The sequence below is a fragment of the Rothia sp. HMSC069C01 genome, assembly GCF_001814655.1.
Taxonomy (GTDB): Bacteria; Actinomycetota; Actinomycetes; order Actinomycetales; family Micrococcaceae; genus Rothia; species Rothia dentocariosa.
Genome location: NZ_KV817408.1, coordinates 412,011 through 435,170, shown reverse-complemented (window position 1 = coordinate 435,170; position 23,160 = coordinate 412,011). Strand labels below are relative to the sequence as shown.

Annotated in this window: 20 protein-coding genes; 1 reads left to right on the top strand and 19 read right to left on the bottom strand. The window is 53.5% G+C overall.

Features of this window, described 5'->3' with window-relative positions:
- Nucleotides 1-29 precede the first annotated feature (29 nt).
- The 8 genes from HMPREF2981_RS08600 to hisS all read right to left on the bottom strand — a co-directional run bounded on the left by HMPREF2981_RS08600 (nt 30) and on the right by hisS (nt 8,402).
- Nucleotides 30-509: a peptide chain release factor 4 gene (locus HMPREF2981_RS08600; RefSeq protein WP_070662399.1), complete on the bottom strand. Its 480-nt coding sequence runs from the start codon at nt 507-509 to the stop codon at nt 30-32.
- Nucleotides 510-905, bottom strand: a complete 396-nt coding sequence (locus HMPREF2981_RS08595) for a DUF948 domain-containing protein (protein WP_004004740.1) — start codon at nt 903-905, stop codon at nt 510-512. It abuts the gene before it with no gap.
- A 468-nt stretch (nt 906-1,373) separates the two neighbouring features.
- The gene (rpsD, locus tag HMPREF2981_RS08590) at nt 1,374-2,006 is read right to left on the bottom strand and encodes a 30S ribosomal protein S4 (RefSeq protein ID WP_070662395.1); all 633 of its coding nucleotides are present in this window, start codon (nt 2,004-2,006) and stop codon (nt 1,374-1,376) included.
- A 483-nt stretch (nt 2,007-2,489) separates the two neighbouring features.
- The gene (locus tag HMPREF2981_RS08585; protein WP_070662392.1) at nt 2,490-3,935 is read right to left on the bottom strand and encodes a replication-associated recombination protein A; all 1,446 of its coding nucleotides are present in this window, start codon (nt 3,933-3,935) and stop codon (nt 2,490-2,492) included.
- 31 nt (nt 3,936-3,966) lie between these two features.
- A complete protein-coding gene (gene dtd / locus HMPREF2981_RS08580) occupies nt 3,967-4,401 on the bottom strand; it encodes a D-aminoacyl-tRNA deacylase (protein WP_070662389.1) in 435 nt (144 codons plus the stop codon).
- Nucleotides 4,402-4,435: 34 nt separating this feature from the next.
- On the bottom strand, nt 4,436-4,951 hold the full coding sequence (locus HMPREF2981_RS08575; protein WP_246825423.1) for a P-loop NTPase family protein: 516 nt from the start codon (nt 4,949-4,951) through the stop codon (nt 4,436-4,438).
- A gap of 168 nt (nt 4,952-5,119) precedes the next feature.
- Nucleotides 5,120-6,892, bottom strand: a complete 1,773-nt coding sequence (gene aspS / locus HMPREF2981_RS08570) for an aspartate--tRNA ligase (RefSeq protein ID WP_070662383.1) — start codon at nt 6,890-6,892, stop codon at nt 5,120-5,122.
- A 142-nt stretch (nt 6,893-7,034) separates the two neighbouring features.
- On the bottom strand, nt 7,035-8,402 hold the full coding sequence (gene hisS, locus HMPREF2981_RS08565) for a histidine--tRNA ligase (RefSeq protein WP_070662380.1): 1,368 nt from the start codon (nt 8,400-8,402) through the stop codon (nt 7,035-7,037).
- Between the two features lie 282 nt (nt 8,403-8,684).
- On the opposite strand from hisS, the gene HMPREF2981_RS08560 reads away from it, so the two are divergent.
- On the top strand, nt 8,685-9,956 hold the full coding sequence (locus HMPREF2981_RS08560) for a DUF349 domain-containing protein (RefSeq protein ID WP_246825422.1): 1,272 nt from the start codon (nt 8,685-8,687) through the stop codon (nt 9,954-9,956).
- 141 nt (nt 9,957-10,097) lie between these two features.
- On the opposite strand, the gene HMPREF2981_RS08555 is transcribed toward HMPREF2981_RS08560, so the two are convergent.
- The 11 genes from HMPREF2981_RS08555 to HMPREF2981_RS08505 all read right to left on the bottom strand — a co-directional run bounded on the left by HMPREF2981_RS08555 (nt 10,098) and on the right by HMPREF2981_RS08505 (nt 23,116).
- Nucleotides 10,098-12,503, bottom strand: a complete 2,406-nt coding sequence (locus HMPREF2981_RS08555; protein WP_070662374.1) for a RelA/SpoT family protein — start codon at nt 12,501-12,503, stop codon at nt 10,098-10,100.
- Between the two features lie 252 nt (nt 12,504-12,755).
- Nucleotides 12,756-13,853, bottom strand: coding sequence for a protein translocase subunit SecF (gene secF, locus HMPREF2981_RS08550; protein ID WP_070662371.1), 1,098 nt, complete (start codon nt 13,851-13,853; stop codon nt 12,756-12,758).
- Between the two features lie 2 nt (nt 13,854-13,855).
- Nucleotides 13,856-15,550 (bottom strand): protein translocase subunit SecD, encoded by a 1,695-nt coding sequence (gene secD / locus HMPREF2981_RS08545; protein WP_070535028.1) that lies wholly within the window; start codon nt 15,548-15,550, stop codon nt 13,856-13,858.
- 89 nt (nt 15,551-15,639) lie between these two features.
- Nucleotides 15,640-15,978 carry a preprotein translocase subunit YajC gene (yajC, locus tag HMPREF2981_RS08540; RefSeq protein ID WP_048752078.1) on the bottom strand — a complete coding sequence of 113 codons (339 nt, stop codon included), beginning with the start codon at nt 15,976-15,978 and terminating at the stop codon, nt 15,640-15,642.
- A gap of 296 nt (nt 15,979-16,274) precedes the next feature.
- Nucleotides 16,275-17,261 carry a Holliday junction branch migration DNA helicase RuvB gene (gene ruvB / locus HMPREF2981_RS08535; RefSeq protein ID WP_210398828.1) on the bottom strand — a complete coding sequence of 329 codons (987 nt, stop codon included), beginning with the start codon at nt 17,259-17,261 and terminating at the stop codon, nt 16,275-16,277.
- Nucleotides 17,262-17,399: 138 nt separating this feature from the next.
- Nucleotides 17,400-18,020, bottom strand: a complete 621-nt coding sequence (ruvA, locus tag HMPREF2981_RS08530) for a Holliday junction branch migration protein RuvA (protein WP_004004756.1) — start codon at nt 18,018-18,020, stop codon at nt 17,400-17,402.
- Nucleotides 18,021-18,140: 120 nt separating this feature from the next.
- Nucleotides 18,141-18,806, bottom strand: coding sequence for a crossover junction endodeoxyribonuclease RuvC (gene ruvC, locus HMPREF2981_RS08525; RefSeq protein WP_070662365.1), 666 nt, complete (start codon nt 18,804-18,806; stop codon nt 18,141-18,143).
- 117 nt (nt 18,807-18,923) lie between these two features.
- Nucleotides 18,924-19,682: a YebC/PmpR family DNA-binding transcriptional regulator gene (locus HMPREF2981_RS08520; protein ID WP_070662362.1), complete on the bottom strand. Its 759-nt coding sequence runs from the start codon at nt 19,680-19,682 to the stop codon at nt 18,924-18,926.
- Nucleotides 19,683-19,872: 190 nt separating this feature from the next.
- Nucleotides 19,873-20,634, bottom strand: a complete 762-nt coding sequence (locus HMPREF2981_RS08515; protein ID WP_070662359.1) for a type 1 glutamine amidotransferase — start codon at nt 20,632-20,634, stop codon at nt 19,873-19,875.
- A complete protein-coding gene (locus HMPREF2981_RS08510; RefSeq protein WP_070662356.1) occupies nt 20,634-21,920 on the bottom strand; it encodes a Mur ligase family protein in 1,287 nt (428 codons plus the stop codon). The genes HMPREF2981_RS08515 and HMPREF2981_RS08510 overlap by 1 nt, the downstream gene beginning before the upstream one ends.
- Nucleotides 21,921-22,075: 155 nt before the next feature.
- Complete coding sequence (locus HMPREF2981_RS08505; RefSeq protein WP_070662353.1) at nt 22,076-23,116, bottom strand: DUF2797 domain-containing protein; 1,041 nt, start codon at nt 23,114-23,116, stop codon at nt 22,076-22,078.
- Nucleotides 23,117-23,160 lie beyond the last annotated feature (44 nt).

The window sequence follows — 23,160 nt, the reverse complement described above, 5'->3', positions numbered from 1 at the left end:
CCGTCATTACGGCTGCGTTACAGTACCGGCTAGTTAAAGAAATCTTCACCCAGCTCTCGGTCACGTTGGATGCGGGCGGAGCGAAGTTCTTCCTCGGTGGCGGCAATCCGCGATTCCACGTCGAGCAGTTCCCGCTCGGCAGCAGCCCGATTTGTGGAAGCAATTTCTTGCTCACTCATCCGACGGTCCCAGGTATCTATAGAACCAGGACGTATATCCTGTTTCTGTCGCTCAACTTTAGCATGAAGTTCAGCTTCTTTTTCCTGCATGCCTTCACGAACACGCGCAGCAAATTCGACAGCTTTAAGCGCATAGGGTTGAAGAGGCTTACCAACGGGTGAATCGAAAAACTTTCCCATCTGTGACTCCGGGTTAAGAGCGAGTGTACCCTGTTGGTACTGAACAAGAGCGCCTGTTTTCTTTTCAGCCGATGCGTTGGCGCGTTTTGAGGCAAAGTAGCCTACCGCCGCACCCGCTCCCACAAGAAGAACTGACCGAAATAAACCCAATTACTGTTCACCTCCCTGTGAAGTACCAGCTGCACGATCATCGTCACCAGGCTTCTTACCGCGGAATGCCTGACGGACACCGTATGAGAACGAAGCAACTTTAATCAGGGGCTGCCCCACAGTTGAGGTCACCAAAGAAGACAGGGCAGAAACGTTCGCGGAAGCATCGGATACGTTAGAGGTGATACCGTCTACCTTCTCAAGCTGCTCATTCGTGGTAACGACTGTTTTAGTAACTTCGTCGATCAAAGGCGATGTGCTCTGGTTGAGTGAACGAATGGTCACGATAAGTTCATCGAAAACTTTAGTCAGGCGAATAATAGGTAAAGCAAGTAACGCCACAAGAATTGCAAAAACACCGGCAGCTATCAGACCTGCAATGTCTCCACCACTCATCACGACCTCTTTCCTATATCAACCAGTAAAACACAGTGGGCGCCCGCGAGAAACAAGTTTTGAAGCGAGCACACAGAAAAACCGTACCCACGGCTTACTCCATCATAAATGAAAAACCTTGTGCATGCCCATTTTGAACGCCGCTTGTCGTCAAAATATACAGCTCTACCAGGGGTTTTATAAAAAATTTACACTTACTGCGGTGTCTCGTTACAGTTCAGATTCCACGTTTATTACCCTCATCAAACTCTATAAGACATGCATAAGATGCAACATCAAGGAATAATCCTCAGGTTTAGTCATACACCACCGACCTGAATTTTGGGTTCTGAAGCAAGTAAACACCTTCAATAAATGTTGTACCGTCTATTAAACCGGTAATAGCACACAAGAGATTATGCAATAAAAAAAATAACCCCTCCTACAGCCGAACCGTAGGTAGGGGTTACCCTTCTCGAAAATTCGAGATTATGCTAGGCGTGAGTAGTACTCAACAACCAGCTGCTCATCGCAGATCACAGGGATCTCTTCGCGCTTGGGGGCGCGTTCGAGCTTAGCGTGCAGCTTCTCGATTTCGACGTTTAGGTATGCCGGAACCTCAGGCAGAACTGCCTGGTTCTCGCCCGCAGCCGCGACCTGGAAAGGAGTGGTCTTCTCAGACTTCGGGTGAACGTGAATCAGCTGGCCGGGCTTAACACGGAACGAAGGACGATCCACGCGCACACCGTCAACCATAATGTGACGGTGTACAACCATCTGACGAGCCTGTGCAATGGTGCGAGCAAAGCCCGAACGCAGAACCAGAGCGTCAAGACGGGTCTCAAGGTGCTCAACCAGGTTCTTACCGGTCTGACCCTCGACACGCTTTGCTTCAAGGTATGCGCGGCGCATCTGTGCCTCACGAATGTTGTACTGAGCGCGCAGACGCTGCTTTTCCTTCAGCTGGGTAGCGTAGTTAGAATCAGCCTTCTTGCGGGCACGACCATGCTGACCGGGGCCGTAAGGACGGCGCTCAAGGTACTTTTCTGCCTTCGGGGTCAGTGCGATGCCCAAAGCACGGGACTGACGCACGGTACGGCGGGTGCGGTTATTTTTAGCCACAATTACCTTTCATAGTGCAGAACCCTCATGTATTCACGCTAAGGGCTCTTATCTTTTTGGAGCTGGCCTCCTTGGTTTACCCGCACCGGGTGGTGGGGCGGAGAGTTTGGGGCAGAGTACCCCAGCACTACGTCAGCGTTATTCCTAAACCAAAACACAATATACTGCGCTATATAGTAGATATAACGAGACTGCCAGACCCATCAAGTCTACCGTGGTTCGCATTCAGAATCTACCTGAGTACCGCACAAATTTTGTGTTCTCAACCATGCGCAAGAACACATTATGACACTCCCTCAAAACTTTATGACAGAAGTTCCTTTACCGAATCTTTACCATGTCATAGAATAAAGGCAGTACACCGGATGTGCGACCGACTTCCGGGCTCATAAGAGTCTGGTGCGCATTCGGAGTTTATCTATCACATCTCACTCTAGCGGTATACACCACGGCCGAGGTGGTGCATACCGCTTTTCTGTTCGGTTAGCTATCGGCTCGATTCAGAATTTCTCGGATACGCTCGCGCCGTTCAGCCAGGGTTCGTTCAAATCCATACTGCGTCGGCTCGTAGTAGACCTTATCCCGCAAGGTATCCGGCAAATACTGTTGAGCTGCCACATGCCCCGGCTCATCGTGCGCATAAATATATCCGTCGCCGTGTCCCAAATTGGCGGCGGCCGCATAATGGGCGTCTCGAAGATGAGCTGGAACCTGCCCCGAAAGCCCAGATCGTACATCCACTATTGCCTTATTAATAGCCACATATGCCGCATTCGATTTGGGTGCTAAAGCACAGTAGATCACCGCCTGCGACAGAATAATACGCGCCTCTGGCATGCCGACCAACGCCACCGACTGGGCGGCGGCGGTCGCTACTTGAAGCGCCTGCGGATCGGCGAGGCCGATATCTTCACTCGCCGCAATCATAATGCGCCGCGCCACAAAGCGTGGGTCTTCGCCGCCTTCGAGCATGCGCGCTAGATAGTGGACGGCGGCATCAGCATCGGAACCGCGTATAGACTTAATGAAGGCGCTAATCACGTCGTAGTGCTGATCACCACCTTTATCGTAGCGAACGGCAGCACGGTCAACGGCTTCCTGGGCATGTGCCAGAGTAATGCGCACAGGCTTGCTATGGTTTACCTCTCCCCCAGATTCCGCGTTCTCGTCCGGGGATTCGACCTGTTCATGCTCACTGAAGGCTACGGCAGCGGCCGCTTCTAAAGAAGTTAGCGAGCGACGTGCATCGCCACCGGAGACTGCGGCAAGGTGGGCACGAGCATCTTCATCAATCACAGCAGCACCGTTGAACCCGCGGGGGTCTTCGAGCGCTCGGTTAATTAAAGACTCAATATCGGCTGGCTCCAAAGAATGCACCCGGAGCAAAAGTGAACGTGAAAGAAGAGGCGAAATCACGCTGAACGAGGGGTTTTCCGTCGTTGCCGCCACAAGAATAACCCAGCGGTTTTCGACTCCGGGCAGCAGCGCATCTTGTTGAGCCTTCGTAAACCGGTGAATCTCGTCAAGAAAAAGCACTGTTGTGGTGCCGTACATGTCACGGTCTAAAAGTGCTTGGTCCATAACGGCGCGAACGTCTTTAACTCCGGCGGTGATAGCGGAAAGCTCGACGAATTTACGCCCCGGCGCACGTGCGATGACATGCGCCAATGTGGTTTTCCCGGTGCCGGGAGGGCCGTACAAAATAACAGACGAGGGTCCTGCTGGTCCAGACTTATCGGCACCGGCAAGCACACGAAGCGGAGACCCTGGGGTCAGCAGATGGGCTTGTCCAAAAACTTCATCGACGTGACGCGGGCGCATACGCACTGCCAAGGGCGCTTGGGATGCGGTACGTGAAGACGGTGCGGACGCAAATTTTACGCGATCTTCGTCGTCTGGAAGGTCAAGGTCAAAAAGCGAATCTGCCATATTTCAACTCTACCGTGCCTATACGCGGTATCTAGAGGGTTTCGCTATCGAGAATGAGGGTTACCGGTCCGTTATTAACGAGTTCAACCTGCATATCGGCGCCGAAAACTCCTGTTTCAACACGGATCCCGATAGCGCGAAGCTTCTGGACAAAAGCCTCAAAAATCGGCTCGCTGACAGCGCCCGGAGCCGCTTTCGACCACGACGGGCGCCTGCCTTTTTTCGCATCTCCGTAGAGCGTGAATTGACTAACGGCGAGAACGGGCGCATCAACCTCAAGCGCGGATTTTTCGCCATCAAAAAGGCGCAGGTTAGCGGTCTTATCCGCCATTTTCGCCAGTTGGGCCTCGCCGTCCTCATGGGTAATACCGACGAGTGCAAGATACCCGGTTTCTTCAATCGCCCCAACGATTTTATTCTCTACACGCACGGATGCACGGCTTACACGCTGCAAAATAACTCGCATGGGTATGCTCTGCCTTTCGATGTTTATAAGACGTTCAGATACTTCCGCGAAGCTGTACCGCTTGCAGAAATTTCTCTGCTTCACGGGGTGTTCGGAATTCGATATATCGTTTGTCAGGGTGATTTCTGCGTGCTTCGACCATAAGAGGGTCATATGTAGGGTAACTGATCCAGCTATAGCGAATCATATTTTCAGGGTCGGTAAACACACTCCACAGGGGCGGCTCAGTATTTCCCGCCCAGAGTTTTTCACGATTTACTGCCCGGCGCAGGGTTCTTCGAATAACCCGCTGCTCAACAAACCATCTCGGATAATGCAGGTAAATGACGGTATCAGCACGCTCTAGAAGACGCTCACGTACCTGCGAATACTGCCATTCTGTAATCCACGAATCCTGCGCCGCGAGCTCATCCACATCTGCTTCAAAACTGGGGCGGGGCGTCCAGTTCTCGCCCCAGTGCAAAGAATCCATTTCGGTATGCGGTATGCCTAAAATCGCACCAAGTCTTCCGGCAAATGTGGTTTTGCCGCTGCCACTGGCGCCTGTCATGAGGATGCGCATAGGTTCATATGCCTTTCGTATGGGGACTCTTTCCAGAATAGCTAACCCATACACGAATGCGCACCGAAACGACGAAAGCGGGCTGCATATACACCGTGGCGTATCTACAGCCCGCTTTCCTCTCAGCGATCACGCACCGAGGCTTTCAAGCAAGAACTACTCCTCGTCGTCCTTCTTCGGCTTGAAATCAACGCCTGCTTCCTTGCGCTGCTGCGGCGTGATCGGCGCAGGTGCGGCAGTCAGCGGGTCGTATCCATTACCAGTCTTCGGGAAGGCAATAACCTCGCGAATCGAATCTACCCCCGCAAGAAGCGAGATAATGCGATCCCAGCCGAATGCGATACCGCCCATCGGGGGTGCACCGTATTTGAAGGCGTCCAGCAGGAATCCGAACTTCTCCTGCGCTTCTTCCTCACCAATTCCCATGACCGCAAAAACACGTTCCTGCACGTCACGGCGGTGGATGCGGATAGAACCGCCACCGATTTCGTTACCATTGCAGACAATATCGTAGGCGTATGCCAGCGCCGAACCGGGGTCCTTGTCGAAGGTATCCAAAAACTCGGGTTTTGGCGCCGTGAAGGCGTGGTGCACGGCAGTCCATGCGGAGTGCCCCAGCGCGACATCTCCCGACTCGGTGGCCTCTGCGGCAGACTCAAAGAGAGGCGCATCCACAACCCACACGAAAGACCACTCGCCGTCCTTAATAAGGCCGGTGCGGTGACCGATCTCAACACGGGCAGCGCCCAGCAGAGCACGCGCCTGTTTAGCTTCACCGGCGGCGAAGAAGATGCAGTCCCCGGGGTTGGCGCCGGTTGCTGCAGCAAGACCTGCACGTTCCTCATCAGTGATGTTCTTCGCAACAGGACCAGTCAGTTCGCCGTCTTCCTGCACCAGTACATAGGCCAGACCCCTCGCACCGCGCTGCTTTGCCCATTCCTGCCATGCGTCCAGGGTGCGGCGCGGCTGAGAAGCGCCGCCGGGCATTACCACGGCACCCACGTAGGGAGCCTTAAACACACGGAACGTGGTGTTGGCAAAGTAATCGGTAAGTTCGGTCAGCTCAAGACCAAAACGCAGATCTGGCTTGTCGGTACCGTATTTCTCCATCGCTTCGGTATAGGTCATACGGCGAATAGGACGGGGAATCTGCACATCAATCAGATTCCAGACAGCCTCGACAATGCGTTCGCCCAGGTCAATAATGTCGTCTTGATCTACGAAGGATGCCTCAATATCGAGCTGAGTGAACTCAGGCTGACGGTCCGCACGGAAGTCCTCATCGCGGTAGCATCGAGCAATCTGGTAGTACTTTTCAATGCCGCCCACCTGCAGGAGCTGTTTAAACAGCTGGGGTGACTGCGGCAACGCATACCAAGAACCAGGTGCCAAACGCGCAGGAACCAGGAAGTCACGGGCACCTTCGGGTGTCGAACGGGTAAGAGTGGGGGTTTCAACCTCAAGATAGCCGTCATCAGCAAGCAGGTTGCGTGCCGCGCGGTTAGCGTCGGAACGCAGGCGCATGATGCGAGCAGGCTCGGGGCGGCGAAGGTCAAGGTAACGGTAGCGCAGACGCGCCTCTTCACCAACCTCAACATGCTCGTCAATCTGGAATGGAAGCGGTGCCGCAGTATTGAGAACCTCGACCGCAGAAACTTCAACCTCAATTTCACCGGTTGCAAGATTCGGGTTTTCATTTCCCTCAGGGCGCTTGGTCACCTGACCGGTTACACGCAGAACGTATTCATTGCGTAGGTGTTCAAAATCATCTTCGTTATGGAACACGCACTGGGTGACGCCCGCGCGATCACGCAAATCGACGAAAGCTACGCCGCCGTGGTCACGACGACGAGCTACCCAGCCGGTGAGGGTTACGGTTTCTCCGATGTTGGCGGCGGTGAGCTCGCCATTGGTATGGGTGCGAAGCACTGCATTCCTTTCATTGCAGGCACCTCACGACTATAGACAGTAGCCGGGTGCATGCGCTTGATTTTTAAGATACGCACACTGCGTGCGCATTGTCCCATTGTAATGCCGCCACTCACTATAGTGTGGCGACACCCGCAATATTTTATGAGCCGATGCTCTCGGCAGGCACTATACGCACGTTCAGGTCTTCTTCTGGAGGCATCCAGCTCGCGGGGTCCGCAGCAACTTGTTCCCCCGAACGGATATCCTTGACCTCGTGCGTCAGCTCGCCGTTATCCCCCGTCGAAATAAACCAGACGAAAGGAATACCGCGTTTTTCAGCATATTTGATCTGCTTACCAAATTTTGCTGCGTTCGCCGAAACTTCACAGGCGATACCGCGCGCCCGAAGCGCATCGGCCACATCGTTGGCGGCAGACCAGCCTTCATCATTAGTGAGGGCGATAAATACCGCAGATGGAACCTTACGAGTAGCCTGTGCAAAACCCTGCGAGAGGATGCGCGCCACCAGGCGGGTTACCCCAATTGACAGCCCGACTCCGGGATAGGTTTTCTTCCCGTTCGAGGCCAGCGACTCGTACCGACCGCCCGAGCAAATCGACCCTAACGATTCATGCCCCACAAGCACAGTCTCATAGACGGTACCGGTGTAATAATCCAGCCCGCGCGCGATAGAGAGATCAGCAAGAACTTTTCCGGGGGCACGGCGGGCAGCCTCATCAATAACTTCGGCAAGCTCAGTAACACCCCGATCAAGAAGTTCATGCTCAACCTTGTACCGCTCAGCGAGTTCACGGACCTGGGCCACAAAAGATGAATCCTCGGTACGAATCTGCGCAAGCTCTAGGGCTGCATGAGCCTGCTCTTCAGAGGCGCCAACCTCACGCTGAAGTTCCTGCGCCACCGCATCCGCGCCAATTTTTTCAAGTTTGTCAATGGAACGCAGCACCGCGGCTGTATCTGTAAGTCCTAGCCCACGATAAAAACCCTCCGCAAGTTTGCGGTTGTTCACCCGAAGTTTGAAATCGGGAATAGGAAGTTTTGAGAGTGCATCCACGACAACGAGAGCAAGGGTCACGTCATAGCGGAAAGGCAGTTCACCATCACCCACAACATCAATATCAGCCTGGGTAAACTCACGTGCACGCCCTTCCTGCGGGCGCTCGCCGCGCCAAACTTTCTGAATCTGGTAGCGAGAGAACGGAAAATTCAGGTACCCGGCGTTTTCAACGACGTACCGCGCGAAAGGCACGGTCAGATCGAAATGCAGAGCAAGTTTTTCTTTAGCTTTACTGGCGTTGTCATCCAACAGGCGAGAGATCGAGTAAACTTCCTTATCAATATCACCCTTGCGAAGAAGCTGCTCAATAGTCTCAACCGAACGGGTCTCAATCGAAGAAAAACCGTGAAGCTCGAAGGTCTTACGCAGAGTGTCAAGAACATGGTTCTCAACAAGTCGTTCAGCCGGTAAATACTCCGGAAAACCAGACAGCGATGCCTTGCGAGCCATATGCTTCTCTCCTTGAAATCGTGGTATCAGATGTGCGCCATATTATGTGACGCGCACAGCCTTTTAATCATAGCAAGGATGCGCCCACAGCGAACCGCAAAACTTCGCGCCTATTCTGGCGCGTCACATGCCGCTATAGGATGTATAAACCGTATACACCCGCTATGCTGTATAGATGCGCTATATGTTTCGGACTATAGCCATGAGACGTTTCCCCGGCATGACATAGAGCCTATTTTTCCGATGGGTTTTTCATGCCCCTAGTGAATGAGAGTTATAGCGGTGACTATTAAATCCGACGACACCCAGGTAAACCTTGAGCAGGCACGTAAGTTTGGTCGTGTATCCGATGACGGTCATGTTTTTGTGATTGTTGAGGGTGAAGAGTACGCCGTAGGGCAGTTGCCCGGTGCCTCCGAAGAAGAAGCCCTGGCATATTTCGCCCGCAAGTTCGAGAACGTTGAGGCACAGGTCTCTCTGCTCGAATCGCGTGTTGAGAATAATTCCCCGGCGTCAGATCTGCAAAAGGGTATCACCTCCATCGGTGCGCAAATTGGTGTGCGCAATATGGTGGGCGATTACGCAAGCTTGCAGGAGCGCCTGTCAGCATTGAACGAACGCATTATTAAGCTGGGCGAGGCTCAGCAGCAGGAACGTGCCGAGAACCGTGAACGTGCTCTGGCGGCGCGCGAAGAGATCGTTGCTGAGGCTGAGCAGATTGCGGCTCAGGATGTTGAGAAAATCCATTGGAAGAATTCTCACGCCCGTATGAACGAGCTCTTCGATGCGTGGAAACAAGCACAGCGTGAAATTCATTTGGCGAAATCAGTTGAAGACGAGCTGTGGAAACGATTCCGCGCCGCCCGCACCACCTTCGACCGCAACCGTCGGGCGCATTTCTCGCAGCTTGACGATCGTAACGCCCGCATCAAACGCGCGAAGGAAGAGTTGATCGCTCGCGCTGAACAGCTGTCTTCTTCAACCGATTGGTCTGAAACCTCACGTGAATACGGCAAGTTGATGCGTGCTTGGAAGGAAGTTCCGCGCGGTTCTCGCCGTGAGGACGATAAACTGTGGGCGCGTTTCCGTGCCGCTCAGGATGTCTTCTTTGATGCCCGCAACGCCGCCGAAGCACAACAGGACGAAGCGTATGCCGAGAATCTCAAGGTTAAAGAGGCTCTGCTAGTTGAAGCTCGCGCCCTGTTGCCGGTAACCGACATTTCTGCCGCTAAAAAGGCTTTTGAGAAGATCCTTGATCGTTGGGATGCAGCCGGTCGAGTTCCGCGCGCAGATTTGCGCCGTATAGATTCTGAGCTTCGTAAGATTCAGGATGAAATCAACGGTGCAGAAGCCGCTAAATGGAAGAAGAACGATCCCGCTAAGGCAGCCCGCGCAAACTCGCTGCTCACCCAGATCCAGGATTCGCTCGCCGAGCTTGAGTCTGAGCTACAGGCAGCACAGGCCTCCGGCGATGCTAAGAAGATCGCCAAGGCGCAGGAGGCTTTGGAGGCGCGCCGCGCCTGGGCGGCAACCCTTGAAGGTTTCAACGCCTAAAGCTTGTTCCTCCTTCTTACGAAGGTACAAAAAACTCCGAGGTTTTCCCTATCGGGAGACCCCGGATTTTTTGTGTTTATCTACCAAGCTATGCCCTGCTTACACGCTTTACACCCTGCACAGATTTCACGCACCTACAGACTATGCAGCCGCTGGCTTGGCACCGGTGAGACGATACGCCTTATAGACACCCGCAACGTTGCGCACAACGTTCAGGACATGCTCCAGCATAAACCTGTCCCCTAGCTCAACCGCAAACCGGTCGATGACAGTACGATCCTCAGAAGTATGCACGCGCGCATCCAGAATGCTTACTCCGGCCTCTGAAATAGCTCGGATGAGGTCGCTGAGCAGACCCTTACGGTCCAGGCCCTCCACCTGAATCTGCACGCGGTACATGGCATCAGGTGAGGAAGCCCATTCCACCGTGGTAATACGGGGTTCCTCATCAGCATTACGCATATTGGGGCAGTCGCGCCTATGTACCGAAATACCGTTGTACCGAGTCACCATGCCAATAATGTCATCGGGCGGAACCGGTGTGCAGCATCGTGCAATCTTCGTCAGCACGCCCTCGGCACCTGGAACGACCACGCCGTTATCGCTAACAGCACGGTGAGTCTGCTTAAGCAGGGTCTCATCAAAGTCGCTAACCTCAACTTCAGATTCTTCAATCTGGTCGCCATTATAGAGCTCAACAAGAGAGTCAATCACCTGCTTTGGCGATATTTCGTTCTCACCAATTGCTCGGTACAGCGTTGCAACGTCATTCTTGTGCAGCTGTTGAGCTACCTGCGTCATGAGCTCTGGGCTCATCATCTTCTGCAGCGGCAGCTCATTATTGCGCATGCTCTTAGTGAGAGCTTCACGCCCGCGATCCAGCGCCTCAAGACGGCGTTCTTTTGCGAAATGCTGACGAATCTTTGTTCGCGCTCGCGATGAACGCACGAATTTGAGCCAGTCCTCGCTGGGGCCAGCGTCCTCATTTTTGGTGGTCGTAATTTCGACTGTTGAACCCGTAGGCAGCACTGTATGAAGTGGCACTAGGCGCCCATTCACCTTAGCGCCAACGGTACGATCCCCCACTTCAGAGTGAATAGTATAAGCGAAATCCACAGGAGTTGACCCGGCGGGAAGAGCGATTGCTTCACCGTCGGGGGTGAGCACCACGATTTCATCGGTATCGAGAGTTTCTGCCAAAGACTCATAGAATTTATCTGACTCAGGGTTGGAATTGGAGATTTCGGCAATAGACTGCAAAATCCCCACATTCATGGCAGAGGTATGCGCCCCCGGCTCGTGTTTCTGCTGGGTTATTTTCTCACCCCGCGAAGCCGCTTTATATCGCCAGTGCGCGGCAACACCGTATTCCGCTTCCTCATGCATCTTATAGGTGCGGATTTGAATTTCCAACGGTAAATTACCCGGCCCATAAACCGTCAAATGTAATGATTGATAATTGTTATTTTTAGGATTCTTAATATAATCTTTGAAACGCCCCGGCATAGCAGGCCAGAGTGAAAGTATATGCCCTAAAACGGTGTAACATTGTTCATCCGTTTCGACCATAATGCGCACCGCGAGAATATCGTTAATCTCGTCAAAACTACGCCCTTTGGTTTTCATTTTTTGATGAATGGAATAGTAATGCTTCGGGCGGCCCGTCACCGTAGCCTCAAGCCCCACCGAGTCTAAACGCTCTGTAATCTTACTGCGTGATTCATCAAGAAATTTTTCAAGTTTAGGAGTACGCTCTCCCACCATACGCACAATTTCGGCATATATTTCGGGGCTCATCGCGGCAAATGACAGGTCCTCAAGCTCCCACTTGATGGTGTTGAGTCCCAAGCGATGGGCCAGCGGAGCATAAATTTTAAGAGTTTCTTCAGCTTTCCGCGCCGCCGACCCTGCAGCTACAAAACGCCAAGTACGTGCATTGTGCAGACGATCGGCAAGTTTGATAAGAAGCACGCGAATATCTTTACTCATCGATAGCACGAGTTTGCGAATAGTCTCGATGGATGCGTGCTCGCCATAGGTCATTTTGTCGAGCTTTGTCACACCATCAACAAGGTAAGCAACCTCTTCGCCGAACTCCTCTGTGAGCTCTTCCATGGTGTATTCGGTGTCTTCGACTGTGTCATGTAGAAGCCCCGCTGCCAAGACAGGACCGGTCGCGCCCATTTCAGCAAGAATCGCGGTCACGGCAACGGGGTGGGTAATATACGGATCGCCACTTTTACGTTTTTGACCTTCGTGATATTTATTCGCTATTTCAAAGGCACGCTGCAGAACTTGAATATCTTCATCGGGGTGATATTTCCGCACGGCGCGTACAACAGGCGCCAAAAGCGGTGAGAAACGTACGGACGCGCTTTCGTTGGCTCCCCCAGATGTTGAAAGCATGCGGCGACCAAAAACCAAACGGTTAGGCACACGTCCGGATGCTGCCATCACACGGTGAGAGCCACGCACAATTTTCTTAGGCGGCTGCGTCTGCATGCCGCCTTCGTTATCGGGGATTACGGGAGATCCTGCTGCGCTCATCTTTCTGCCTTCTTCCTCGTGCCCTCCACGTATTGAGAATCATCATCGACCCACGCATCACCATAAAACCTGCGATATCACGATATCTTGAGTGAGACTCTCATGTGTTTATTTATCCTACTCACTGTTGTGCAAATGCGGCAAACTCATACAGTGAAACTTTCAAGATTTATTGTAGGTGTTACATAAACCATAGGGGGCGCTCTTGTGAGAACGCCCCCTATGGTTATTCACTTATATACTTCCGTTGAGTTATTGGTCTGCGTTTATAACGTTGACTTCAAAACTCGGTTTACGGCGTTTACGCGGTTTATCATCGTCATCCTCAGATGCGGCATCCGCCTCTGCCTGACCACTCGCGCGGTATTCCTCAACCTTACGTGTGTGGGCGATGATCTTCCGCTCGCCCAAACGTAGGGTTCCATAAAGCGGCGCCGATACGAAGAGTGTACCGACCATGCCGACCAGAATACCGACGAACAAGGACAGCGAGAGATCTTGCAGAGTACCGGCGCCCAACATAAACGCGCCGATAAAGAGGATCGAACCCACCGGAAGAACACCCACAATAGCAGTGTTAATTGAACGCACTAGCGTCTGGTTAACCGCAAGGTTAATGTCTTCCGCAAATGTCCTGTCTTTACGGGAGAAAGCATCCTCGGTGTTCTCACGGATCTTATCGAAAACCACCACTGAGTCGTACAGTGAGTAGCTCAAAATCGTCAAGAAACCGATGATCGCACTCGGGGTAATCTCGAATCCGAGAGCCGCGTAAATTCCTACCGTAACAACTACGGTAAAAAGCAACCCGGCTATAGAAGCCAGCGACATCTTCCACGTGCGGAAATAGAACGCCATGCCGATCAGGGCAAGGATCACGAACACGATCAATCCGAAGAATGCCTGGCGAGTTACGTCTTCGCCCCAGGTAGGACCAACGTAAGAAGAGGTTACGTCATTCTCGCTCACGCCATAAGCATCTTGCAGAGCTTTCTTAACACTGAGGGTTTCGTTATCAGAGAGCTTGCTCATTTGAGCGCGGATAGTTCCGGGGGCAATATTTGTAACACGCACATCCGATGCCGAGGGTGCATGCTCTTTCACGGCGTTTTCGCCCTCAGATACCTCAGTGTGGGTGGTTCGAGATACCACAAATTCCGAGCCGCCACGGAAATCAATACCCAGGTTAAATCCACCGCTTACAAGCGGTATGGCAACAGATACCGCCATCAGCAGAACCGCAAGTAAGAGCCAGAGGCGGCGCTTGCCGATGAAAGGATAAGACCGAGCACCCGAGTGCAAGTCATTACCGAAGCGCGCAAAAACATTAGGCTTAACTTCAGTAGCCATGATTACGCCTCCTTCTCATCATTTGTTGCTTCTTCAGCAGTGGCGGCGCGCTCAGCACGTCGACGCTCCGCAATACTTAGGGTAGGTTCCTTTGACGAGCGGAAACGACCGGCGCCTCGGTATAGGGGTGCTGCCCCCAAGGATTCCGGTGAAAGCCCGGAATGGCGGTGCCCCTCGCCAAAGTATCGTGTATTTGCAAGCAGAGTAAGCGCCGGGTGAGTGAAGAGATACACCACAATCAGGTCTGCGATCGCGGTAAGACCTAGGGTAAATGCGAAGCCCTTCACCGAACCAACCGACACCACGTACAGCACTACTGCCGCCAGAAGGTTCACAGCCTTAGAAGCCAGGATAGTTCGGGACGCGCGCTTCCACCCGTGACTGACAGCCGCCGGTATTGTACGTCCGGCACGAATTTCATCACGAATACGCTCGAAGTACACAATGAAGGAGTCTGCCGTCGCACCAATTGCCACAATCAAACCGGCAACACCCGCCAGGGAGAGGCGATAGTTTAGGGCCCATCCCAAAAGCACAATGGCTTCATACGAGATAATGCCCGCGACCACCAAAGAAGCCATTGTCACAAACCCGAGCAGACGGTACTGGAACAGTGAGTACACAAAGACTAAAAGCAGACCAATCAGACCGGTCAGAATACCCACTTTAAGCTGTTCTGCGCCCAAAGTTGCAGAGATCTGCTGCTCTGATTGAATAGAGAAGCTAATCGGGAGAGCACCGTACTTCAGCTGATCGGCAAGATTCTTAGCTTCCTGCTCTGAGAAGTTACCGGTAATCTGCGGCTTGCCGTCTGCAATAACCGCCTGCGAGACTGGCGATGACAAAACCTTACCGTCGAGCATAATAGCAAAGCGGCTGCGGGGATCGTTCGGGCTCTGACCGCGAATAGCGTTCAGACGAGTCGTCACTTTCTTAAAAGTTTCACGGGCCGAGTCGTTGAACTCAATATTCACGGTCCAGCGACCGGTGTTAATGCCCTGCCCGCTAGTTTCTTGCGAGTGACTTGCCGTCGAAATATCGTTACCGTTGAGTTCTACCGGGCCCAAAATGAATTTCTCGTTGCCATCGGTAGAGCACGCCACGATAGCTTTCTTGGGGTCTGCCGCTTCCGCATCTTCATTATTGCCCGCGGAGCAATCTTTAGCCTCAAACTCTTTATAAAGCTCGGGAGTAATCCAGTTGGTATCTGAACCGTTATCCTCCTGTGGCTCTGCGGTAGGCTTTGGGAGTTTATCGTCAGGAGTGCGTGATTCCTCAGGTACTGCTGTACCGGGCGATGAGGACTGCAGCACCGCGCGGAAGGTCATGTTGGCGGATGCCTGAATAAGCTCACGGGTTTCTGGGCTGATATTTCCAGGAACCGAAACCACAACGTTGTTTCCGGAGCCGAAGGACGTTGTAACTTCTGCCTCCGAAACGCCCGCACCGTCAACGCGCTGACGAATAATTTCAACGGCCTGTTTCAGCTGCTCCTGGCTAACGTTGGTGTCGTTCGACCCGTTCACTTTGGGTGAGAGGATCATCTGGGTACCACCAGATAAATCAAGTGCTAGTTTTGCTCCCCACGATCCACCGGCTTGCGTGGTACCGAAAATACCAGCGGCCATAAGGATCATGAGCAAAACCATCGAGACGAGGGCGCCTCGCGCGGCTGCAAGCGGTGAACGCCTAGCCATATGTGCCCCTTACTAGTTCTATGTTCTAGATATTCTTATGTGCATTAGATAAGGAGCTTCCCCTTTTAGCGGCGAAACTCCTTGACCAGTTATTCTTTGGTCTCTGAAACGTCAGAGCTTGTTTCTTCGGATGCGCCAGCACCTTCGGCAGAATCTTCAGCAGCCGTAATAACCTGCGCAATCGAGTGTGGGTTAATGGTGATGACGGTGCCTTGAGCAATCTCAAGTTTGGCTTTCTGCGCCTCAGCATCAACGGATACAATTTTGCCGTATAGACCCCCACGTGTCATGACTTCGTCCCCGGGTTTAAGCGAAGCGATCATATCCCGCAGCGCTTGGAACTGACGCTTCTGCCGCCTAAAACTGCTGTAAATTAAAAACCCAGCAAAGACGACGACAAGAATCATCATAAGCGAATTGACGTCCATATGTTTCCTCTCCGTAGGCGCAAGCCCACCGCCGCAGGTTGGTAATTCCTACGGATATTTTGACGTTTTATCTGTGCACTACCTATCCATCCTACGCGAGAGGGCTGTGTTTCCCTACTCGTTTCATGATATGCGTGTAGGTTTTCTCAAGCATTATTCGCCGTTTTGGCGATACTCAGGCATCTTTTATGCGGATAGCTAACGCACCATTTTTAGCTTATAACCCACACAAAGGTATATCCCGACAAAGACAGTGCCTGTACCTAGTCTCCGATCTCACTGAGCAGCAGCGGGTACTAGAGGTTAATTTCAGGTGCCTCAAGCCCCAAGTGTTCCCAAGCCGCAGGCAGTGCTACGCGCCCGCGCGGGGTGCGACCGATCAAACCCTCACGCACCAAATAAGGTTCAGCGACAGTTTCTACAGTCTCGGTTTCTTCCCCCACCGCAATAGCAAGAGTTGAAAGACCCACCGGTCCCCCACAGAATTTGTGGATAAGAGACTCTAAAACGGCGCGATCTAGACGGTCGAGGCCGCGCGCATCCACCTCATACATATCAAGGGCGGTCGCGGCATCATGAGAGTTAATATCATGAACATCATTGACGAGCGCCCAGTCTCGCACACGGCGCAGCAAACGGTTTGCAATACGCGGGGTTCCGCGCGAACGACCGGCGATCTCGGCATATCCTTCACTCGTGATACGCATATCCATCAAACCGGCGCTTCGGCGAAGTACAAGTTCTAACTCGGGCACAGAATAGAACTCAAGGTGCCCGGTAAAACCAAAACGGTCACGCAGCGGACCGGGAAGCAGGCCTGCCCGGGTTGTGGCACCCACCAACGTAAATTGAGGAAGCTCAAGTGGAATCGAAGTTGCTCCGGCGCCTTTGCCAACCACAATATCCACACGGAAATCTTCCATCGCCATATAGAGCATTTCTTCTGCCGGGCGGCTCATACGGTGTATTTCGTCAAGAAAAAGTACCTCGCCCGGTGTGAGCGAAGACAGAATCGCAGCCAAATCACCCGAATGCTGAATCGCTGGTCCGGAGGTAATACGAAGCGGTGCCTCCATCTCAGCGGCAATAATCATTGCTAGGGTGGTTTTACCCAGCCCAGGAGGGCCGGAAAGCAACACATGGTCGGCACTGCGCCCACGCATTTTTGAGGCTTCGAGCACAAGGGAAAGCTGCTGACGCACGCGCTTTTGCCCTACGAAGTCGTCAAGCGACTTAGGGCGCAGCGCCGCCTCAATCATTTTCTCCTCAGGTTCTTCTTCCATTGCAACCAGACGTTGCCCAGGAACCTGCCCTGGCGCGTATCCGCCGGATGTAGCGTTATCGTATGGATTCTGAGTCACAATATCGTCCTTTATGGAAGAGAACACCGAGTCTTCTTAGCCTACGGCACTGGCGTACCGCTAATGCCGCCCCACCGTATTCTGCGCTCCCAGAGAGGCAAGCACCCCTCGCAGAGCAACGCCCACGGCTTCCTTTTCTGCATCTGGGTTATGCTGCACGTAAGCGTCGATTGCGGCATCTGCGTCTTTTTCGCTCCACCCTAAAGAGGTGAGCGCATCCATAACCTGGGGCTTCCATGCGATGCCTTGGGCGGGAGCATTTTCTTCGGCCTGACCTTCGCTCAAAATGAGTTTACCAGCCAGTTCTAGCACAATGCGCCGCGCACTTTTCGGCCCGATCCCCGGAACTTTGGTAAAGGCTTTATCGTCGCCGGTTGCAACGGCTCGCTCAACCTCGGTAGCAGTATGCACGCTCAAGACGGCAAGGGCGATACGCGGGCCAATCCCCGAAACCGAAAGCATCATTTCAAAGACCTCTCGCTCTGCAGGTTCTGCAAACCCATAGAGAGTCATGGAGTCTTCGCGCACGATCATAGAGGTCAACAAGGTTGCAGTGGATCCCGTGCGCAGATTTGAGAGGGTACGTGCTGTGGCTCGAACGAGCATACCAAACCCATTGACATCAAGAATTGCGCTCTCTAGCCCTACATGGGTTACATGCCCCGTTAACGACGCAATCATCTTTTCCCTCTCTTGTTACCTTGACCCTGCCAACGTGGGTGCCATCATCCAGTATATTAGAATATTTTTCTGAATGTACAGTTTATAACAATCTTTATCGAAAATATTTCCGATATAAGTTTAGCGTCGTGTCTTTGCCTCAGCTTCAAGCCAGATTCGTTGTGCTGGTGTCAGCTTCGCATGCTGTGCACGCATGGGGCGTGACCCCTGGTGAGTCTGCGTATTCGCTGACATATTAATGCCAGAACCAATGCCGCCACCGCGCCAGCCATGACAGATTGCGATCGCTAAAGCATCTGCTGCATCGGCGGGTTTAGGAATTTTTTCCAGCCCCAAAATCTTAGTAACCATACGACCAACCGAGGCTTTATCTGCACGCCCCGAGCCGGTAACGGCGGCTTTCACTTCAGAAGGCGTATGAAAGAAGACCGGAATGCCGCGTACTGCCGCGGCAGAAATAACCGCCCCAGAGGCATGGGCCGTACCAATCACCGTATTGACCTGCTCCTGCGCAAAAATGCGTTCAATAGCAAGAGCATCAGGTTTATAGGTATCAAGCCAGGTTTGCGTCACGGTAAAAATCCGCAGAATACGCTCGTCAAGAGGCTCAGCGGCGGCGGTTCCCGAGATCCCCACGTTGATGAAGCTGGCTTTGCGGTTGGCGGTCATATCTATCATGCTGAGCCCACAGCGGGTAAGCCCCGGATCTACACCCATAATGCGGGTGGCACCAGCAGAGCGCGGCTCATTACGAAGAGGATGGTTTTCTTGCGTAGTTGCGTTCATGGTCCTCTTTCGTTGTTGCGCTGGCGGGGCTGTTTATATAGTTCATGCCCGAGTGGCTGCGATGCCGGTGTCTGGGACCGTATCGTAACCGTGCTCGGGCATGAGGTTAAAAGGCTTTTACTCTGCCTCTAACTGTTCCATGACGTCGGCAGAGACGTTGGCGTTGGAGTATACGTTCTGCACGTCGTCAAGTTCTTCGATGGCATCTGCAAGTTTGAGGAATTTCTTGGCGCCTTCGAGGTCGAGGTCTACCTGCATGGTGGGGCGGAATACGGGGTCGTCGTTATTGTAATCAAGTTCCGCTTCATCCAGCGCTTTGCGGATTTCAGGCAGGTCAGTGGGAGCGGATACAACCGTGAAGACATCGCCTTCGTCGAGTACTTCTTCGGCGCCTGCGTCAAGCACCGCCATAAGAACATCGTCTTCGGTCAGACCGTCGGTCTTGGTAACTTCGGCAATGCCCTTGCGTTCGAAGAGGAAGGCGACCGAACCTTGATCTGCCATGGTGCCGCCGTTGCGGGTGACTGCCAGACGAACATCTGACGCCGCACGGTTACGGTTGTCGGTAAGGCACTCGATGTAGAGCGCGGTGCCCTGAGGCCCGCGAGCTTCGTACAGGATCTCGGTGTAATCGATGGTTTCACCGGTGAGCCCAGCGCCACGCTTAATAGCGCGGTCAATGTTGTCGTTGGGTACGGAGTTTTTCTTTGCTTTAGAGACGGCTAGGTCGAGTGCGGGGTTACCAGAAATATCTGCGCCGCCCATACGAGCCGCAACTTCAATAGCTTTACTGAATTTTGCGAAAGCCTTCGCGCGCTTAGCGTCAATTGCGGCTTTCTTATGCTTTGTAGTGGCCCATTTAGAGTGACCCGACATTCGTATCTCCCTTGTCTCTTCTTCGCCCGTGGCGGCGTACTTGCCCTGTTGCCACGTCACAATACTTTTACACTATACCGGTTTCGCGCGGTTCTCGGATAGTTTCATACCTGCGTTTCGCGGGGTGCATACCGTCAAAGTTTTGGTGTGCACCCCGCGGTTTGTTTGGATGTTGTGGCGAGTATGTGCCCTAGCGGGGGCGTTTCATAGCGGATGCGCGCGCTTTTTCGACCATCGAGTCATCAATTTTTTCAGGGGTGAACTCCCCATATTTGCGTTGCGCTGCCGCCTCAATCAGATAGTCCGAAATCTTCGGGTTCTTCGGCAGAAGCGAACCGTGCAGATAAGTACCCACCACGTTGTGCACGCGAGCGCCTTCATGATGATCTGTCGAGTTGTTCCCTACGCCTTTGGTCACGGTTGCCAAGGGCTCGCATCCTGCGCCGAGGTAGGTTAGTCCCGAGTGGTTTTCAAATCCCACGATGGTGCCGAATTCTTGTGAGTCTTCAACGATGTTGCCAATCAGACGTTCGTTGCCGCCGACCGTGTAGGCATCAAAGATGTTAATACCTTTGAGGGTTTCGCCTTCGTGGGTGCGGAATTCTTTGCCGAAGAGCTGGTAGAGCCCGCAGATCACGAGCATGGGCACGCCGTCTTCTGCATTCTTTTTGAGCTTAGCCCCTATGGCGTGCAGGTCTTCTTGAATTACGGTTTGTCCGGAGTCTTGGCCACCGCCTCCGATAATAATATCGACGTCGTCGGGGAAGGTATCTCCGGGGTTGTAGTCGAGAATTTCAACGTCGACCCCGTGGGCGTGTGCGCGGCGTGCCAGCGCTAGGGTGTTTCCCCAGTCCCCGTAGATGTTCATATCTTTGGGGTATAGCTGAAGAATGCGCAGGGTTTTGCCGTTATTGGGGCTTGAAACCGGTTCTCCTGCAATGGTGTGGGTCATTACGAAACCCTTTCGACGTCGGTGAATTTGGTGAGCTCTTCGCGTAGGGCGAGCATTGCGGTGTAGGTGCAGAAGATTCGCATGGGTGCGTCGCCGCTGGTGGTGATGAATTTCCTGAGGGCTTCGCTGAGGTTTTCGTTGACGTCATCCACTCGGACACCGTCGTGTTCGAGGCGCAGCGCCATGTCCCAGGCGCGTACCCCTGAGACCATGTCTACGCCGGTGTCACTCAGCGAGTCGAAGTCTACGTCCCATAGCCATGAGACATCACGACCGTCTGCGTATTGGTCGTTGATGGTGATCATGGTAGCGTAGTCGTCTGCGCTGGCGCTGGCGAGTGAGAGGCGGAATCCGCTGGGGTTCTTAACAAGCAGAAGCTGCAGCGGGCGGCCATTGATGTTGAGGGTTTCGCCGCGACCGAATGCCGGGGTGATTTTAGCGAGTTCGTCGATGAGGGCTTGTTTGTTGAGTTTTTCGCCCAGAACCGCACGGGTGAGGGCAATGGCGCCGGCGGCGTTGTAGATATTGTAAATACCGTAGAGGTTGATGTTTCCTTCGCAGGTTTCACCGGCGAGATCAAAGGTTGCGCTGGTACCTGAGAACGCGGTGAGGGTAACGTCTGCGGAGGGCAGTTCGCCGCGATTGTTATTGATTCCGGCGCGCATTTCGTCGTCCGAGGGGAAGAAGGAACGCAGCGTTTCGCTGAGCCCAAAGTAGCTGATGTTTGTTCCGGTTTTTACGGATTGCGCAAGCGAGAGGATGCGCGGGTCTTCCCGGTTGAGTACCACAGTATCGGTGGTGGCTTCGGCTACAGTGGAGAGCATGCGGCGGGTTGTGTCAATTTCGCCGAATCGGTCGAGTTGGTCTCGCAGCACGTTCAGCAGCAATGCGTAGTTTGGTTTGACGGCTTTGACGAAGTGCACGGCGTGGGCTTCGTCAAGTTCTAGTACGGCAATGTCTGCGTCGAGTTTGCCGCTAAGGTCCATGGCTCCGAGCAGTGCCGCCGCCACACCGCGCACAAAGTTTGATCCAGTGCGGTTGGTGAAGACTTTGAGTCCCTGTGCTTCGAGGAGCTGCACAGCCATTTTGGTGGTGGTTGTTTTGCCGTTGGTCCCCGAAACGACGACGACGCCATAGGGCAGTTTGGCGAGTTCTTCGGCAACAAATCGTGGGTGTAGTTTTTCCATCACGAGACCGGGGAATGCTGATCCACCGCCGCGTAGTGTGCTGGCGTAGCGAATGCCCTGTCCGAGAAGGCGAATTAGGGGTTTTGACATGTTCACCATTCTATACCGTTTGTGGTGTATTCCTGTGCGAGGGTTCTTCGCAGCGTAGCACCAGCTATACACCGGGCTGGATACCGCTCCCCTGACTATAAGCACTAAGCATGCGACGAGATTTCCCTGTACGAGTTCCCTCAGAGAGTTTTGAACACGACGACCTAGAAAAGCGAGGTCTGTACCGTGACGGCGCTGAGAGTATCCGTCGGTTCCACCACATAGTTAGCGAGTTCTGCGGTGTTGATCAGCACGGCGGCATCCGGGTCTCCAACGTGAGCGGTCACGAATTTTCCTGCGGCTCCGGTGCAGAAGAAACCGGCTTCGCGAGTTTTGAGGATGCTGGGGAATGCGTCGAGTGGTTCCGGGTTTTGCGCACGCAACGCCGCGTAAGGGCGGTTCATTGCCGCGGAGGGAACCCAAGGTTCATCCAAGGCGGTAAGCTGCGCTAATAGCCCAGATTCGGTGAGTGCCTCACGCGCGCGCTCCACTGTGTTTTGATGCGCCGCCCGCAGTTGAGCCCCGGGCAGCGGCTCAGTCCAGGCTCGGTATTTACTCGCTACCTGTTTGACCTGCGGAATATTGGCGATGTGAGTTACCGCATCCTCAACTTCACGAATCAGCAATCCATCGGGCGCCTGGGCTATATAGGTTGCGGTGGCGACGGCCTGCTCATCCAGACGACGCGGTGTTGAGTGTTGCGAGCTGGTACCGACTTTAGAGCTTCCGTCAGGAAAAGTGGCGATATAAAGCCTGTGGGGTTGCTGTGCGTAGGCGCGCATTCCGGGTGTCAGCGTTCCCGCGTAAAGATGTGCGGTATGCAGAGCCGTGAACTCGTCATGCGCGGTGCAATATTCGCATTGTTTCCCGCTCTCTAGGCGGTTTCCCTGTGGGCACGCTACACGCTGTATCTGCCCGGTTTCTGTATTGCCGCGTGTGTATCCAGCGCAGAACTTTTGGAGGTTCCCAGTGCCGTCCGGTACGAGCCGCAACCCAAGAAACGCACCCGGAGTCACGGGAACGCTCATAACATCGCCGCTGGGTTTTATGCTTGTGCTGCCTGAGGCATCCACCAACACCACGGGTTCAAGGCGCAGAAAAGGCTGCCTTTCACTCCACTGCACATCACGCCAGATGAGGGCATGTGCGTTTTCGGCTGCTGTGGAAACATTAAAAATTGAGTCCAGCAGGTTGGGGTACCTCATACGTTCAGTGTAACCCTGCCTTTCACACGCGAATAGAGCTGTCG